General features: G+C 71.8%; 16 protein-coding genes. 8 read left to right on the top strand and 8 right to left on the bottom strand.

The features are described from left to right. Positions 1 to 307 precede the first annotated feature (307 nt). From ACFFNX_RS23905 to ACFFNX_RS23895, 3 genes are read left to right on the top strand one after another with little or no spacing between them, the layout of a single operon-like run. The gene (locus ACFFNX_RS23905) at positions 308 to 1,312 is read left to right on the top strand and encodes an AAA family ATPase (RefSeq protein ID WP_378206331.1); all 1,005 of its coding nucleotides are present in this window, start codon (positions 308 to 310) and stop codon (positions 1,310 to 1,312) included. An 8-nt stretch (positions 1,313 to 1,320) separates the two neighbouring features. Beyond that, positions 1,321 to 2,274, top strand: coding sequence for a DUF58 domain-containing protein (locus ACFFNX_RS23900; protein ID WP_378206328.1), 954 nt, complete (start codon positions 1,321 to 1,323; stop codon positions 2,272 to 2,274). Beyond that, a complete protein-coding gene (locus ACFFNX_RS23895) occupies positions 2,271 to 3,218 on the top strand; it encodes a VWA domain-containing protein (protein ID WP_378206325.1) in 948 nt (315 codons plus the stop codon). Before ACFFNX_RS23900 ends, ACFFNX_RS23895 begins: the two co-directional genes overlap by 4 nt. A gap of 8 nt (positions 3,219 to 3,226) precedes the next feature. Here the strand turns inward: ACFFNX_RS23895 and ACFFNX_RS23890 are convergent, their stop codons facing one another. Beyond that, complete coding sequence (locus tag ACFFNX_RS23890) at positions 3,227 to 3,676, bottom strand: hypothetical protein (protein ID WP_378206322.1); 450 nt, start codon at positions 3,674 to 3,676, stop codon at positions 3,227 to 3,229. Between the two features lie 222 nt (positions 3,677 to 3,898). Here ACFFNX_RS23890 and ACFFNX_RS23885 point away from each other — a divergent pair, with 222 nt between their 5' ends. Together ACFFNX_RS23885 and ACFFNX_RS23880 are read left to right on the top strand one after the other, a co-directional pair. Next, entirely contained in the window at positions 3,899 to 4,510 is a 612-nt protein-coding gene (locus ACFFNX_RS23885) for a class I SAM-dependent methyltransferase (RefSeq protein WP_378206319.1), read from the top strand. Next, positions 4,507 to 5,049, top strand: coding sequence for a TrmH family RNA methyltransferase (locus ACFFNX_RS23880; RefSeq protein ID WP_378206316.1), 543 nt, complete (start codon positions 4,507 to 4,509; stop codon positions 5,047 to 5,049). Before ACFFNX_RS23885 ends, ACFFNX_RS23880 begins: the two co-directional genes overlap by 4 nt. Before the next feature lie 34 nt (positions 5,050 to 5,083). Here the strand turns inward: ACFFNX_RS23880 and ACFFNX_RS23875 are convergent, their stop codons facing one another. Then, positions 5,084 to 5,296 (bottom strand): EF-hand domain-containing protein, encoded by a 213-nt coding sequence (locus tag ACFFNX_RS23875; RefSeq protein ID WP_378206313.1) that lies wholly within the window; start codon positions 5,294 to 5,296, stop codon positions 5,084 to 5,086. A gap of 217 nt (positions 5,297 to 5,513) precedes the next feature. Here ACFFNX_RS23875 and ACFFNX_RS23870 point away from each other — a divergent pair, with 217 nt between their 5' ends. The 3 genes from ACFFNX_RS23870 to ACFFNX_RS23860 all read left to right on the top strand — a co-directional run bounded on the left by ACFFNX_RS23870 (position 5,514) and on the right by ACFFNX_RS23860 (position 8,685). Continuing rightward, positions 5,514 to 6,314, top strand: a complete 801-nt coding sequence (locus ACFFNX_RS23870) for a glycerophosphodiester phosphodiesterase family protein (protein ID WP_378206310.1) — start codon at positions 5,514 to 5,516, stop codon at positions 6,312 to 6,314. Continuing rightward, positions 6,311 to 7,732 carry an MFS transporter gene (locus tag ACFFNX_RS23865; protein WP_378206307.1) on the top strand — a complete coding sequence of 474 codons (1,422 nt, stop codon included), beginning with the start codon at positions 6,311 to 6,313 and terminating at the stop codon, positions 7,730 to 7,732. Before ACFFNX_RS23870 ends, ACFFNX_RS23865 begins: the two co-directional genes overlap by 4 nt. A gap of 608 nt (positions 7,733 to 8,340) precedes the next feature. Next, positions 8,341 to 8,685 (top strand): RNA polymerase-binding protein RbpA, encoded by a 345-nt coding sequence (locus ACFFNX_RS23860; protein ID WP_141963948.1) that lies wholly within the window; start codon positions 8,341 to 8,343, stop codon positions 8,683 to 8,685. A gap of 90 nt (positions 8,686 to 8,775) precedes the next feature. Here ACFFNX_RS23860 and ACFFNX_RS23855 read toward each other — a convergent pair whose 3' ends face one another. The 6 genes from ACFFNX_RS23855 to kamD all read right to left on the bottom strand — a co-directional run. Then, positions 8,776 to 9,300 carry an FxsA family protein gene (locus ACFFNX_RS23855; protein WP_378206302.1) on the bottom strand — a complete coding sequence of 175 codons (525 nt, stop codon included), beginning with the start codon at positions 9,298 to 9,300 and terminating at the stop codon, positions 8,776 to 8,778. Positions 9,301 to 9,494: 194 nt separating this feature from the next. Then, positions 9,495 to 10,247, bottom strand: coding sequence for a polyprenol monophosphomannose synthase (locus ACFFNX_RS23850; protein WP_378206300.1), 753 nt, complete (start codon positions 10,245 to 10,247; stop codon positions 9,495 to 9,497). A 3-nt stretch (positions 10,248 to 10,250) separates the two neighbouring features. Beyond that, the gene (gene lnt / locus ACFFNX_RS23845) at positions 10,251 to 11,831 is read right to left on the bottom strand and encodes an apolipoprotein N-acyltransferase (RefSeq protein WP_378206297.1); all 1,581 of its coding nucleotides are present in this window, start codon (positions 11,829 to 11,831) and stop codon (positions 10,251 to 10,253) included. 441 nt (positions 11,832 to 12,272) lie between these two features. After that, positions 12,273 to 12,668 (bottom strand): 3-aminobutyryl-CoA ammonia lyase, encoded by a 396-nt coding sequence (gene kal, locus ACFFNX_RS23840; protein WP_378206294.1) that lies wholly within the window; start codon positions 12,666 to 12,668, stop codon positions 12,273 to 12,275. 53 nt (positions 12,669 to 12,721) lie between these two features. Next, positions 12,722 to 13,537: a lysine 5,6-aminomutase subunit beta gene (gene kamE, locus ACFFNX_RS23835; RefSeq protein ID WP_378206291.1), complete on the bottom strand. Its 816-nt coding sequence runs from the start codon at positions 13,535 to 13,537 to the stop codon at positions 12,722 to 12,724. Then, positions 13,534 to 14,789: lysine 5,6-aminomutase subunit alpha (gene kamD / locus ACFFNX_RS23830; RefSeq protein ID WP_378206288.1), on the bottom strand; the 1,256-nt coding region annotated here is incomplete at its 5' end. The genes kamE and kamD, both read right to left, overlap by 4 nt.

The following is a 14,789-nucleotide window of genomic DNA, read 5'->3' as shown; positions in this document are numbered from 1 at the left end:
TGGTGACGGTGGCGTCGTCACCGGCCGCGGCGGGTGCCAGCAGCGCCACCTCCACCCGGCGGCCCTGCGGGTCCACGGCCAGATAGACGATGCCGGCGGCGGACTCGTGCAGGCGCGACTCCAGCCGGAACGACCCGAGCTCGGCCGGATCCCCGGCCTGCAGCGGCTTCGGCATGTGCGGCCCGCCTCCCCTTGCCTGCGGCCTGGCGCGACACACTAACAGCCTCGCACCTCGGCAGGCCTTCAGGCAGATCGCATAAGGTCGTGCTCGTTGGCGCTGCACGAGACCCTGACCTTGAGGGACTACATGACCATCGCTGTAGGGGACATCGACCAGGCCGCGGCGCTGCTGCAGCAGAGCGTGGCCGAGGTCAAGAAGGTCATCGTCGGCCAGGAGCACATGGTCGAGCGCATGGTGATCGCCTTGCTCGCTCGCGGCCACTGCCTCCTCGAAGGCGTTCCCGGCGTCGCCAAGACCCTGGCCGTGGGCACGCTCGCCACCGTCGTCGGAGGGTCGTTCGCGCGGCTGCAGTTCACCCCCGACCTCGTGCCCTCCGACATCGTCGGCACCCGCATCTACCATCCCTCCACCGAGCAGTTCGACGTCGAGCTCGGCCCGGTCTTCGTCAACTTCGTCCTCGCCGACGAGATCAACCGCGCCCCCGCCAAGGTGCAGTCGGCGCTGCTGGAGGTCATGGCCGAACGCCAGGTCTCCCTCGGCGGCAAGACCCACCCGCTGCCGCGGCCGTTCGTCGTCCTCGCCACCCAGAACCCCATCGAGTCCGAAGGGGTCTACCCGCTGCCCGAGGCGCAGCGCGACCGGTTCCTGATGAAGGTCAACGTGGCCTACCCCGGCGCGACCGAGGAGATGCAGATCCTGCAGCGCATGAGCGTCGACCCGCCCGACGCCGCGCGGATCCTCGACTCGGCGAGCCTCATCGGCCTGCAGAAGGCCGCCGACGAGGTCGCCGTGCACGAGCTCGTCGCCGATTACATCGTGCGGCTCGTCATGGCCACCCGAGAACCCGAGCAGTACCACCTGTCGGACCTGAAGGACGTCATCGACATCGGCGCCAGCCCCCGCGCGACCCTGGGCCTGGTCGCCTCCGCGCGCGCCCTGGCCCTGCTGAGAGGCCGCGACTACGTGCTGCCCGACGACGTGCGCGACGTCGCCGTCGACGTGATGTCCCACCGGGTCCTGCTGTCCTTCGACGCCATCGCCGACGGCATCGACCCGGTCGGCGTCATCCAGCGGATCCTGACCACGGTGCCGCCACCCCGCGTCGTGTGGAACAGCGAATACGCTTCATGACCGGTGCGATGAGGTCCGACAGGCTCGGCGAGCTGGCCCCCGAACGGTCGTTGCGGCGGCTCGAGCTCGCCGTCACGCGCCGGCTGGACGGTCTGCTGCACGGCGAGCACCTGGGCATCCTGCCCGGCCCGGGCAGCGACCTGGCCGAGGCCCGCCTGTACCAGCCCGGCGAGGACGACGTACGGCACATGGACTGGGCCGTCACCGCCCGCACCACCGTGCCGCACGTCCGCGACCTGATCGCCGACCACGAGCTGGAGGTCTGGGCGCTGGCCGATCTGTCCCCCAGCATGGACTTCGGCACCGCGGCCATGGAGAAACGCGACCTGGTCGTCGCCGCGCTCGCCGCCGTCGGGTTCCTCACCACGCGGCTCGGCGACCGTGTCGGCGCCTACATCACCCACGGAGGGGGCCTGCGGCGCTGGCCCGCCCGTACGGGCCGGACCGCGATGTACGCCCTGTTGCAGGGGCTGCTGGACGCGCCCCGCGCCGACCCCGGCGGGCCGGTCCTGCCGCTCGCCGAGGCGCTCACGAGCCTGGCCCGCGGCCAGTTCAAACGCGGCCTGCGCGTGGTCATCTCCGACTTCCTGGACCAGGAGCGCACCGGCGACGGCGAGCTGGCGTGGGAACGCCCGATGCGGCGGCTGGCCGCCCGGCACCAGGTCGTCGCCGTGGAGATCATCGATCCGCGTGAGCTGGACCTGCCCGACGTGGGCCCGGTGATGATGACCGACCCGGAGACCGGCGACGTACGGGAGATCATCTTGTCGAAGAGGGTACGCGCCCGGTACGCGGCGGCGGCCGCCGCGCAGCGGGCGCGTACCCGCGAGGCCATCCGCGGTTGCGGCGTCGCTCATCTCGTCCTGCGCACCGACCGTGACTGGATCAGCGACGTCGCCCGCTTCGCGCTGCAACAGCGCCGCGTCGCCGGGCGCGCTCACCCGCAGGGGAGCCGCGCATGACCTTCCTGTCCCCCGACCGGCTGTGGCTCCTGTCCCTCGTCCCGGTGCTGTTCGGCGTCTACCTGGTCGCGCAGGCGCGGCGCCGGCAGGCCGCGGTCCGCTTCACGAACCTGGCGCTGCTGTCGCGGGTCGCGCCGCGGCGGCCCGGCTGGCGGCGGCACGTCGCCGCGCTGTTGTTCCTGCTGTCGGTCATCCTCATGACCGTCGGGTTCGCCCGCCCGGCCAAGCCGATCAAGGTGCCCCGCGAACGCGCCACGATCATGGTCGCGATCGACGTGTCGCTGTCGATGAAGGCCACCGACGTCGCGCCGACCCGGCTGGACGCGGCGAAGGCCGCGGCCAAGAAGTTCGTCCAGGACCTGCCGATCCGCTTCAACGTCGGTCTGGTCAGCTTCTCCGGCAGCGCCTCGGCGGTGGTCGCGCCGACGTTCGACCGCGAGGCGATCGGCCACGCCATCGACGGGCTGCAGCTCGGCAAGGGCACCGCCATCGGCGAGGCCGTCTTCACCTCGTTGCAGTCGATCCGCTCGTTCGACGCCCGCGCCAACGAGGACCCTCCGCCCTCGCACATCGTGCTGCTGTCCGACGGCGACAACCAGAGCGGCCGCTCGGTCATGGAGGCCGCCACCGCCGCCCGCGCCGCGAAGGTCCCCGTCTCCACGATCGCGTTCGGCACCCCGTACGGCATCGTCGACATCGACGGGGAGACCGTGCCCGTCCAGGTGAACAAGGCGACGTTGCGCAACCTCGCGAACGACACCTCCGGGAAGGCCTATGAGGCGCAGGCCGGGTCGGAGCTGTCGGAGGTCTACCGGCACATCGGCAGCTCGCTCGGGTACCGCATCGAACGCCAGGAGGCGGCCTCGCAGTACATCTTCGTGGCGCTGCTGTTCGCCCTCGCCGCCGGCGGCCTGTCGCTGGTGTGGTTCCAGCGCCTGCCCTGACCCGGGCCTCAACGCCGTGAGGCGGGGCGTACGCCGCGCGCGACGTACCCGATGATGCCGAGCAGGAACAGCACGCCGAGCCCGTCGCCCAGCCCCTCCCACAGGCTGCCGAACAGGCCGTCGCCGCTGAGGAACAGGAAGGAGGCGAACACCGTCGCCGCCGTCCCGGCCGCCGGCACCAGCGCGTAGGACCACGGGTGCTGCTGCGCCCACGCCCGCGTACGGTCGTGGCCGCGCCGCAGCAGCGCGCCGCCGGCGCCGATGAGGAAGAACACCGCGAGCCCGAACGACAGCGGCCCGGCGACGCTCAGGTGGCCGCCGAGAAGGTGCAGCGCGAGATCGGCGCCGCCCGCCACCGCTCCCCCGGCCAGCGCGGCCGCCCAGGGTCCCTGTGAGGCCGCCGACATCGCGATCCAGGCCGAGTCCGAGCGCCTCGGCACATCCGGTTGATACGTCATATCGCGATGATGCGCCCGCCGGGCGCGGAACACCATCAGGGATTCCCCCGACTGACCCCTGAGGCCACCCCCACTCCGGCTGAGATCCGGGCCTCGGCGCATCGAAGCGATCGGCCCGCGGGAGTGCTGCTGCGGGCCGAGACGTGAACCGCGCCGCCGGCGGGAGCCGCCCGTCCCCCGTGACGTCACATCCGCGCCGCCGCGCTGGTACGGTCGGCCGACGTGGGGGAGCATTACTTCGCCGGGCGCCCGCAGGCGCGCAGCCGGCCCGGCACCGTGGACCTCGTCCTGCCCGATCTGCACTTCCGGCTGGCGACCGACCGGGGCATGTTCTCCCCCGACCGCGTCGACCTGGGCACACGCGTCCTGCTCGACAGCGTGCCGCCTCCTCCCCCCGAAGGCGACCTGCTCGACCTCGGCTGCGGGTACGGGCCGATCGCGCTGACCATGGCGGCGCGATCGCCGCAGGCGATCGTGTGGGGCGTGGACGTCAACGAACGGGCCCTGGAATGTGGGCGGGGCAACGCCCAGGCCGCCGGCCTTGACAATGTAAGGTTCGGCTTGGAGCAGGACGTCCCGGCCGCCACGCGGTTCGCCGCGATCTGGTCGAACCCGCCGATCCGCATCGGCAAACCCGCCCTGCACGCCCTGCTGGACACCTGGCTGTCCCGCCTGGTCCCCGGCGGGCGGGCCCACCTGGTCGTACAGAAGAACCTCGGCTCGGACTCCCTGCAACGCCGGCTCGAGAGCCGGGGGTGGCCCACCGAGCGCCTCACCTCACGCGCCGGCTACCGGGTCCTGGCCGTCACCAACCCCGAGAAGGACACACCGTGACCACCGCCGACGCCCGCAGGCAGCTGCGCGCCACCGACGTCAAGCGCCTCAACCGCGGCTGGCGGCGGCGCACCGAGAGCCGTCTCGGCCTGCTCGTGGAGTCGGTCACCCAGCCGTTCAACGTCGGCTCGATCGTGCGGTCCGCGGCGGCGTTCGGCGTGGAGCACCTGTGGCTGGCCGGCAACGCCTCTCCCCCGACCCACCCCGGCGCCCGCAAGACCGGCCTGGGCACCGAACGTCTCGTCCCCTGGGACCCGGCCGTCCCCGTCACCGACGCCGCGCGGGCCGCACGCGAGGCCGGGTTCCGCATCGTCGCGATCGAGTTGACCACCGACGCGCTCCCCCTCCATGAGGCGCCGTTGGACGGCGACGTCTGCCTGGCCGTCGGCGGCGAGGACCACGGCTGCTCCCCCGCCCTGCTCGACGCCGCGGACGCGGTCGCCTACATCCCCCAGATCGGGCGCGTCGGCTCCCTCAACGTCGCGGTCGCCACCGCCATCGCCCTGGCGGAGACCCGGCGCCGCGAATGGGCCCGCTGAGCCTCGTCACGGCGCCGGGCCGGGGGTTCGCCGGTCAGCCCTGCGACATGTAGGTGGAGAACTCCTCCAGCGAGATCTCACCGTCCCCGTTGGAGTCCATCCGCTGGACGACCTCCGCGGCCGTCTCGTCGGTGATGTCATCGCCGAGGGCCTTCATCAGCTGCTTCAGCTCGGGAGCCGAGATGTGCCCGTCCTTGTTCGCATCGACGATCTCGAACGTCGCCGCGTAGGCGCTGGTGTCCGCCATGATCAAGCCTTCCTTGCTCGGAGACATCGCGGCCACCGCGGGCCGCAGCGGACGACAACCTAGTCCAAAAGCCGTAACCCAGAAGACATGGACACGAGGTCCCGGCGATCGCCTTTCCTGATGTCGTCGGGGGATGCGACATCAGGCCGCCCGGCTTTACGAAGTAAGGTGAGGGGTGAATCGCGTTACGCGCCGCCGAGCCGCCATACTCGAACAGGTGTCAGCGGAGTTTGCGTTCCTCGATCATCCCGGGCCCATTCCGTTCGCCCACCGGGGCGGTTCCCTGAACGGCCTGGAGAACTCCATGGCGGCGTTCGGTCACGCCATCGACCTGGGCTACCGCTACCTGGAGACGGACGTACGGGCCACGGCCGACGGCGTGCTGCTCACCGTCCACGACGCCGACCTGGAGCGGGTCGCCGGCCGCGCCGGCGAGATCGCCCGGCTGCCCTACTCCGAGGTCGCCACCGCCCGCATCGGCGGCCGCGAGCCGATCCCGCTGCTGGAGGACGTCCTGGGCGCCTGGCCCGCCGCCCGCCTCAACATCGACGTCAAGGCCGAGAGCGCGATCGTCCCGCTCACCGAGGTGCTGCGCCGCACCGACGCCTGGGACCGCGTGTGCGTCACCTCCTTCTCCTCCCGGCGGCTGAGACACGTACGCGCCCGCATGCGGCTGCTCGCCGGCCGTGACGTGTGCACCGCGCTCGGCCCCCGCGACGTCGCCGCGCTGCGCGCCTGCTCCTTCGCCGGGCCGCTGTCGCCGCTGCTGCGCAGGGCCGCGACCGGCGCGCCGTGCGCGCAGGTGCCCCACCGCCTGGGCCGCACCCGTTTCGTCACCCCCTCCTTCCTCGCCGGCGCGCACGCCCTCGGCCTGAAGGTCCACGCCTGGACCGTCAACGACGCCGCCGAGATGGCGCGGCTGCTCGACCTGGGCATCGACGGCATCATCACCGACGACATCGAGACCCTCCGGGACCTGATGAGGGCCCGCGGCCTGTGGGCGACGGCAACCACATGAGCGAGGGAGGCGAGAACACCGTGCCGCTGGTCGCGCCCTCCGGCGAAGGAGGGCACCTGATCGGGGGCACCGGCCCGGACGCGATCCCCTCGGCCCCGCAGGCCCTCCGCCGCGAACGGCGGGGCTGGTACTTCTACGACTGGGCCAACTCCGCCTTCTCCTCCACGGTCGTGACCGTCTTCCTCGGCCCGTACCTCAGCACGATCGCCGGCGCCGCCGCGGACGCGCACGGCTGGGTCCACCCGCTGGGCCTGGACGTCCGCGCCAAGGCCGTCTTCCCCTTCGCCGTCACCGTCTCGGTGATCGCCCAGGTCGTGCTGCTGCCCGTCACCGGCGCCCTCATCGACCACACCGGCCGCAAGCGCGGCACCCTCGCCCTGTTCGCCTACCTCGGCGCGTTCGCCACGATCGGGCTGTTCTTCGCCTCCGGGGACCGCTACCTGCTCGCCGCGGGCCTGTTCATCGTCGCCAACATCTCCCTGGGCTGCGCCGACGTCGCCTACAACGCCTTCCTGCCCGACATCGCCGGCCCCGACGAACGCGACGCGGTCTCCTCCCGCGGCTGGGGCATCGGCTACCTCGGCGGCGGGCTGCTGCTCGCCCTCAACCTCGTGCTGTACCTGATGCACGACTCTTTCGGGCTGTCACAGGCCGTGGCGGTGCGGATCAGCCTCGCCTCGGCCGGCGTGTGGTGGGCCGCCTTCACCCTCATCCCGCTGCGCCGCCTGCGCGACCGCCACCGGGCCCGTACGGGCGAGACCGCGTTCGGCGCCGTACGGGCCGGGTTCACCCAGCTCGGCATCACCCTCAAAGACCTGCGCAACCGGCCGGTCACGCTGATGTTCCTGCTGGCGTTCCTGATCTACAACGACGGCGTGCAGACCGTGATCACGCTGGCGGCGACGTACGCGACGGAGGAACTCGACCTCGGCCAGTCCGTCGTGATCGGCGCGGTGCTGCTGGTGCAGTTCGTGGCGTTCGGCGGGGCGCTGCTGCTCGGCCGGCTCGCCGACCGGTACGGCACCCGGCGCGTCGTGCTGGCCTCGCTCGTCGCCTGGACCGTGGTCGTGCTGGCCAGCTACACGCTGCAACGCGGCTCGATCGGCCAGTTCATCGTCCTGGCCGCCGTCATCGGCATGGTCATGGGCGGCACACAGGCCCTGTCGCGGTCGCTGTTCTCCCACCTGGTGCCGCGCGAGCGCACCGCGGAGTACTTCGGGTTCTATGAGATCAGCGACAAGGGCACGAGCTGGATCGGCCCGCTGGTGTTCGCGTTCGCCCTGCAACTGACCGACAGCTACCGCAGCGCGATCGTCTCCCTCGTGATCTTCTTCGTCGTCGGCTTCGTGCTGCTGATCACCGTGGACGTCCCCCGCGGCATCCGCGAGGCCGGCAACCCCCTCCCCCGCCGCGTCTGAGCCCCCGGTCCGGCCCCGCCCGCCGACTCCTGACGATCTTCGATGACTCCGGTGACAACAGAAGGCTCAAGCGGTCGCGCTGCGGATCCTGGTGTGCCACGCGCGCAGATCCTCGCCCGCAGCAAAATCCCCTACGACCTGCGACCTGCGGACCGCCGTTGCCAAGCGGCGTCGGGTCCGCGCCGGGCCTTCATCGACCGTAGGCGGCAGAGCCCCTCTGACGTAACGGTCCGCGCAGGTGCCTCGGCAGCCCGCATCGCCACTTGGGGGCTGTCCGGCGGTTCGGTGGGAGCGGCGTTCGCGGTCTGGGGGTGGCGGCCGTCTCGGTGGTGCGCGTCTTGCAGGTGAGGCTGGCGATACGGCCCTGCAGGACCGCGGAGTTCGGCGAGGAGATCGCTGGCGGCCCTTTCGGCTGTCAGCGTGGTGGTGGACATCGGAGCCTCGCAGAGGTCTGAGGCCACCGTGTGAGCACCGGATACCGTTCGTCATGCTGGTCGAAGGCGACCAGTGAAGACCTGGGGTTGAACGCAGCATCTTCGGGGAATCTTGTGACGGTATCCAGCGTTGCTCCATAACGAGAACGCAAGCCGTCTGGGAGGCACGTCACGATGGCCGAGCGCGCACTTCGCGGCACACGACTCGGAGCCACAAGCTACGAGAACGATCGAAACACCGACCTGGCACCCCGTCAGGAGGTCATGTACGACTGCCCGAAGGGCCACCGGTTCACCGTCATCCTGGCCGCTGAGGCCGAGGTGCCGATGACCTGGGAGTGCCGGAGCTGCGGCGCCACGGCCCTGATGGTCGACGGGGAGATGCCACAGTCCAAGAAGGGCAAACCCCCGCGCACCCACTGGGACATGCTCATGGAACGCCGCTCGATCGAGGACCTGGAGGAGGTCCTCGCCGAGCGCCTGGCCGTGTTGCGGGCACAGCGCAGGAAGACCGCCTGACCCGACAGAATCGTTGACGGGCCGTGCCGCCAGACCCCTCGGCGGCGCGGCCCGTCGTCGTTGTGTCCGCCCCGCCGTACGGGCGGGCGGTCAGTGCGGATCCCGGTCGTCCTCGATCACTTCGCCCCGTACGACGCGGTGGCCGGTGTCCGCGTCGCCCGTAGAGCCGTTCTGCGGGCCCGGCTCGCTCCGGGGGCGGGGCATGCCGCCGAATCCCCCGAAGGACGCCGCTGCGCGGCTCTGCGCCACGCGGACGCGGCGGCCGACGTACGCCGACAGCGCCCGGCGTACGAGCGGCCGGGTGAACGGGAGCACGAACAACAGCCCGGCGACGTCGGTGACGAAGCCGGGCGTCAGCAGCAGCACGCCGCCGGCGAGCACCAGCGCGGCGTCGGCCAGCTCACGGTCGGGCAGCCCGCCCTGACGCAACGCCTCGGTCAGCGCGCGCCAGGCCCGCCGCCCTTCCCGGCGTATGATCCACGCGCCGATCAGGCTCTCCAGGATCAGCAGGCCCACCGTGGGCCATCCGCCGATGGCGTGACCGACCTGGAGGATCACATAGATCTCCAGGACCGGAACCGCTAGGAAGGCCAGGACCAGCGTCGCGCGAAGCATGGCTCCATTGTGGCGCGCCCGGCGCGTGGTCGGTGCGCCCGGCCCGCACCTGGGGCGCCAGTCTCACGGGACCACGGTGAACGGTTCGTGGCGGTGACCGCCGGGGTCGCCGTGTCCCCTGCGTGCGGCGGCCACGCCCGCCGCCCGCCTTTACATAGTAAGGTTCCGTCTCAGCACGGGCGACGCCGCAGGTATCAGGAGAGGTCGCGTCCCGCCACGCGGCCCAGGCGGCCCTCCACGCCCCACCGGGTGAGCTTGACGAACGCCTCGATCATGATGTCGCGGCTCATCTTGCTCGCCCCGTGGGTGCGCTCGACGAAGGTGATCGGCACCTCGGCGACCTTCAGGCCCGCGCGTACGGTGCGCAGCGTCAGGTCGACCTGGAAGCAGTAGCCCTGCGACGTCACGTCGTCGATGCCGATCTTGCTCAGCGTCGTGGCGCGGTAGGCGCGGAAGCCTCCGGTCGAGTCGTGAACGTGGAAGCCCAGCAGCAGCCGCGAGTAGGTGTTGGCGCCGCGCGAGAGCGCCTCGCGCTTCTTCGGCCAGTTCTCCACCCGGCCGCCGCGGACCCACCGCGACCCGATCACCAGGTCGTTGTCCTCCAGCGCGCTGAGCAGCCGGGGCAGCTCCTCGGGCTGGTGCGAGCCGTCCGCGTCCATCTCGACCAGCACGTCGAAGCCGCGTTCCATGCCCCACCGGAACCCCGCGACGTACGCCGCGCCCAGGCCTTCCTTGCCCTTGCGGTGCAGCACGTGCACATGGTCGTCCTCGGCCGCGAGGCGATCGGCGATCTCCCCGGTGCCGTCGGGACTCGCGTCATCGGCCACGAGCACCTCGGCCTGCGGCACGGACGCGCGGACCCGCCCCACGATGCTCTCGACGTTCTCGCGCTCCTGATACGTCGGGATGATCACGAGAACCCGTCCGACGCCCTCCGTGGTCTCCACCCGCTAGGTCCCCCTGCTCGTCCGTGTTCTCCAGGCGGCGACCACCGCCGCCGCGAACCCAAGCAGCGCCAGCGCCCATTCGGGGGTAGCGCCGAGATGATCGGAAAGCGTACGCGACGTCCGCAGGGGTACGCGCTCGACCTGCACAGCCGGTGTGAATTCCTTCGAGCGGTCGAGCACCCGGCCGTTGGGGGCGATGATGCCGCTGATGCCGCTCGTCGAGGCCACGACCATCGTGCGGCCGTGCTCGACCGCCCGTAGCCGCGACATCGCGAACTGCTGCGGCGGCAGGCTCGTACGCCCGAACGTCGCGTTGTTGGTCTGCACGACCAGCAGCGGGTTGCCCGCCACATCGCGTACCAGGCCGTCGTAGGCGACCTCGAAGCAGATCACGTCGCCGATCCGCACCGGCCCGAGGCCGAGGTTGCCGGCCGAGCGGCCCTTGACGAACTCCCCCACCATGTCGAACCGGGTGATGACCTTGCGCAGGAAGCCGCGGAAGATCGGGATGTACTCCCCGAACGGCAGCGGGTGCCGCTTGACGTAGTAGGCGCCGGGACCGGTCTTGGGGTCCCACACGATGCCGCGGTTCTCCACGTGCTCGCCGTCGCCGTGGTCGATGACGGCGCCGACCAGCACCGGCACGCCGATGTCGCGGACGGCCGAGTCGATCACCTGGCGCGCCTGGGCGTCCTGGTAGGGGTCCAGGTCGCTGCTGTTCTCCGGCCAGATCACGATGTCGGGCCGGGCCAGCCTGCCCTGGCGCACCTCCTCGGCGAGCTTGTGGGTCTCGCGGGCGTGGTTGTCCAGGACGGCCTCGCGCTGGCCGAGGAAGTCCAGGCCGGCACGCGGAACGTTGCCCTGGACCACCGCGACCGTCACCGGCCTGCCGCCCGAGGGCCGCGGCACGAAGACGCCGGCCAGGCCGAGCACCAGCACACCGGCCAGCATGAGCACCACGCCCCGCACGCCCGGGGCGGGGCCCGGGGAGGACGCGCCCCGCCGCCACAGCGCCAGCACGGACGCGGCCAGCAGCCCGCCGGTGAGGGCGATCACGAAGCTGATCAGCGGGGCGCCGCCGAGCGGGGCGTACCCGGTGTAGGGCGAGGCGGTCTGGCTGAAGGCCAGGCGCCCCCAGGGGAAGCCGCCGAACGGCACCCGGCCCCGGACGAACTCCTCGGTGATCCACAGCGCGGCGGTCCACAGCGGCCAGCCGGGCAGCCGGGTCGCCAGGGCGATGCCGGTGCCCAGCAGCGCGAAGTAGAGCGCCTCGAAGACGCTCAGGGCCAGCCAGGCGTCCATCCCGACCGGGCGCAGCCCCTCGAACAGCGGGAAGCAGAACGCCAGCCCGTACAGCATGCCGAGCCCGGTCGCGGCGCGCAGGCCACGGCCGCGCAGGATGAGGGCGAGCATCGCGGCCGACACCGGCGCGAGCGGCCACAGGTCGATCGGGGGGAACGCCGCGGCGAGCAACAGCCCGGCGATGACCGCCAGGGCCGGGCGCCGCAGCCGTGTGGGGAAGCGTCGCCGAGGAGACTCATCGGCGACGCCGGGAGTCTCCTCGGCGAGAATGTCCTGCGCCACCAACGCTCCTCGTCCGCATCGTTAGTTCTTGCGGAACGGTATCGTCCGCGGGCCGCGCCGACGAACGGGAGGTGCGCCGCGCCCCGCCGGCGCCGTCGTGGCGGCAGGTCGAAGGGGCTCCGGCACGGAAGAGAGCCCGGGCGGTCCCTTCGAACCGGACCCGTCTCGTCGGCGGCGAGCGCGTTGGTCCGTTGTCTGATGGGTGCCCAGGCTCTTACCGAGTCTCACCGGCGCCGGTCCGGGGTGCTCCCGGCCGGGCGCGCGGATGGCCTGCGTCTGGCTCTCGACGGTTGGCGCCGCACCGCGACGCTGCCCTTCCCCCGTCACGGCGCAGGTGCCGCGGCGCCCCGGCCGGCCGGCCGGTACGCCCTGTGGTGGACGCCTAGGCAACTTATCGGTATCCGAAGCGATGTCAACCCTTGCCCCGCACGCCACGCCTCGTCAGGAGGCGCCGGGCACCACGACCGTTCCGGTCGCCGTGACGACCACCAGCGGTTCGGCCAGCACCTCCGCGGCCGACTCGCCCTTGTCCGGGCGCGAGCGGCACACCACCCGCGCCTCGAGCGCCAGGGTGCGGCTGCGGCGGCCCACGCGCGTGACGGTCGCGGTCGCCTCCAGTACGTCACCGGCCCGTACGGCGGCGCGGAACCGCACGTCCTCATAGCCGGCGAACAGTCCCTCGTCGCCGTCGGTGCGGACGCAGACCTCGGTCGCGACGTCGCCGAACATGCCCAGGACGTACGCGCCGTCCACCAGGCTGCCGCCGTAGTGGGCGTGGCCGTGCGGGACGTAACGGCGGTGCGTCACGGTCAGTCCGACACGTGTGTCCTCGCTCACGCGTCCTCCTTCGTCGGGGGAGAGACCAGGCGCGCGCTCGCCGGTTCGCTCGCTCACGATTGCTCCTGCGGGGTCCAGGCGGGCAGCAGGGCGTGCACGAGGTACGAGGCGACCTCGCCGGGGGTGGTGCCCTTGCCGAAGATGCGGTCGACGCCGAGTTCGGCCTCGGTGACGGTGTCGAAGCGCGGCCCGCCGGCGATGAGCAGCGGGCGTCCCATGCCCGGCCCGACCGCGGTCGGGTAGGCGGCGTGGAAGGCCGCGGCCATCTGCTTGGTGTTGTGGATGTGGGAGTTCTTCTGGGTGACGACCTGGGAGACGAGCACGGCGTCGGCGTTCTCGGCCTTGGCGCGATCGAGGAGCTCCTCCACGGTGACCTGGGCGCCCATGTTCACCACCTGGATCTCGCGGTGGTACTCCAGGCCCTTCTCACCGGCGAACCCCTTGACGTTGAGGATCGCGTCGATGCCGACGGTGTGCGCGTCGGTGCCGATGCAGGCGCCGACCACGACGAGGCGGCGGTTCAGCACCGTGCGGATGGCCAGCTCGACCTCCTTGGCGGGCAGCAGCGGGTACTCCCGGCCCTCGGGCACCTCGATGCCGGCGTAGTCGATCAGATGGTCGACCTTGCCGTAGACGATGAAGAACGTGAAGTGCGGTCCCATCGCCTTGGCGTGCACCACGCTGGCCGGGTCCAGGCCCATCTGCCGGGCCAGGGCCAGGGCGGCGAGCTCGGCGCGCTGGCCGGCCGGCACCGGCAGGGTGAAGGAGAGCTGCACCATCGCGTCGCCGGTGGTGTCGCCGTAGGGGCGGATGACGGACGGGAGGTCGGTCGCCTCCGGGACGTCGGTCGTGGTCTCGCGCTGGATCACCGCTTCACGCTCCCTGCGGATGTCGGGGCCATGCGGACGGCCTGGGGGTCTTCGGTCTCGAGGATGTCCAGGGCCGGGCCCACGTAGCCGTCGGCGCGCTCGAACACGCCGTCCAGGCCCTTGCCGCCGTCGGCGGGCCGGCGGGTCACCCCGAAGGTGCCGTCGGCGATCGCCGTCAGGAGCGTGTCGTCGCAGATCCGCTCCAGCAGGTCCACGGACTCCGACAGCACCTGCTTGGCGCGCTGGACGACGAGGCCGTCGGGCCGCGGCACGAAGTCCTCGGCCAGGGCGCCGCAGGCGTCGCGGACGTAGCGGACGTTCTCCAGGGCCAGGTCGCGGTCGGACAGCCAGGGAGTGTGGATGCCCTCGGTCATCATCCCGATCAAGATGATCGACTGGCCGGTCATCACCCCGGCCAGGTTGAAGAACGCGTCCAGCAGGTAGCCGGCGAAGACGTTCCCGGTCATGTGCTTGGTCGGCGGCATGTACTTCAGCGGCGCGTCCGGGAACAGCTCGCGGACGAGCTGGGCGTGGGCCAGCTCCAGCCGGAAGGACTGCGGGACGGCCGGGTTGATCTCGAAGGCGTGGCCGAGGCCGAGCTGGGAGTCGGCCAGGCCCGCCTCGCGGCCGAACCGTTCGTTCAGCAGCTGGCTGACCACGACCGTGTGCGCGGCGTCGACCGCGTCGGCGGTGGTGAGGTAGTTGTCCTCGCCGGTGTTGATCACGATGCCGGCGCGGGCGTGGACCTGGCGGGAGAACCGCTGGTCGATGAAGGTACGCCGGGGGTTGATGTCGCGGAAGATGATGCCGTACATGCAGTCGTTGAGCATCATGTCGAGGCGTTCGAGGCCGGCGAGCGTGGCGATCTCGGGCATGCACATGCCGGAGGCGTAGTTCGTCAGCCGCACGTACCGGCCCAGCTCCTTGGACACGTCGTCGAGGGCGGCGCGCATGAGCCGGAAGTTCTCCTGGGTGGCGTACGTGCCGGCGTAGCCCTCGCGGGTGGCGCCCTCGGGCACGAAGTCCAGCAGCGACTGGCCGGTGGAGCGGATCACCGCGACGACGTCGGCGCCCTCGCGTGCGGCGGCCTGCGCCTGCGGGATGTCCTCGTAGATGTCGCCGGTCGCGACGATGAGGTACACCCACGGCTTGGGCGGGTCGCCGACGTCGGCGAGCAGCCGGTCGCGTTCGGCGCGGCGGCGGTCGATGCGCGTGATGCCCTCCCGGGCGGCGGCGCGGGCGTGCGCGGCCG

The sequence above is a fragment of the Actinoallomurus acaciae genome (genome assembly GCF_042429965.1).
GTDB lineage: Bacteria > Actinomycetota > Actinomycetes > Streptosporangiales > Streptosporangiaceae > Actinoallomurus > Actinoallomurus acaciae.
The sequence above is the reverse complement of the archived record's forward strand: the minus strand, read 5'-3'. Positions and strand labels throughout refer to the sequence as shown.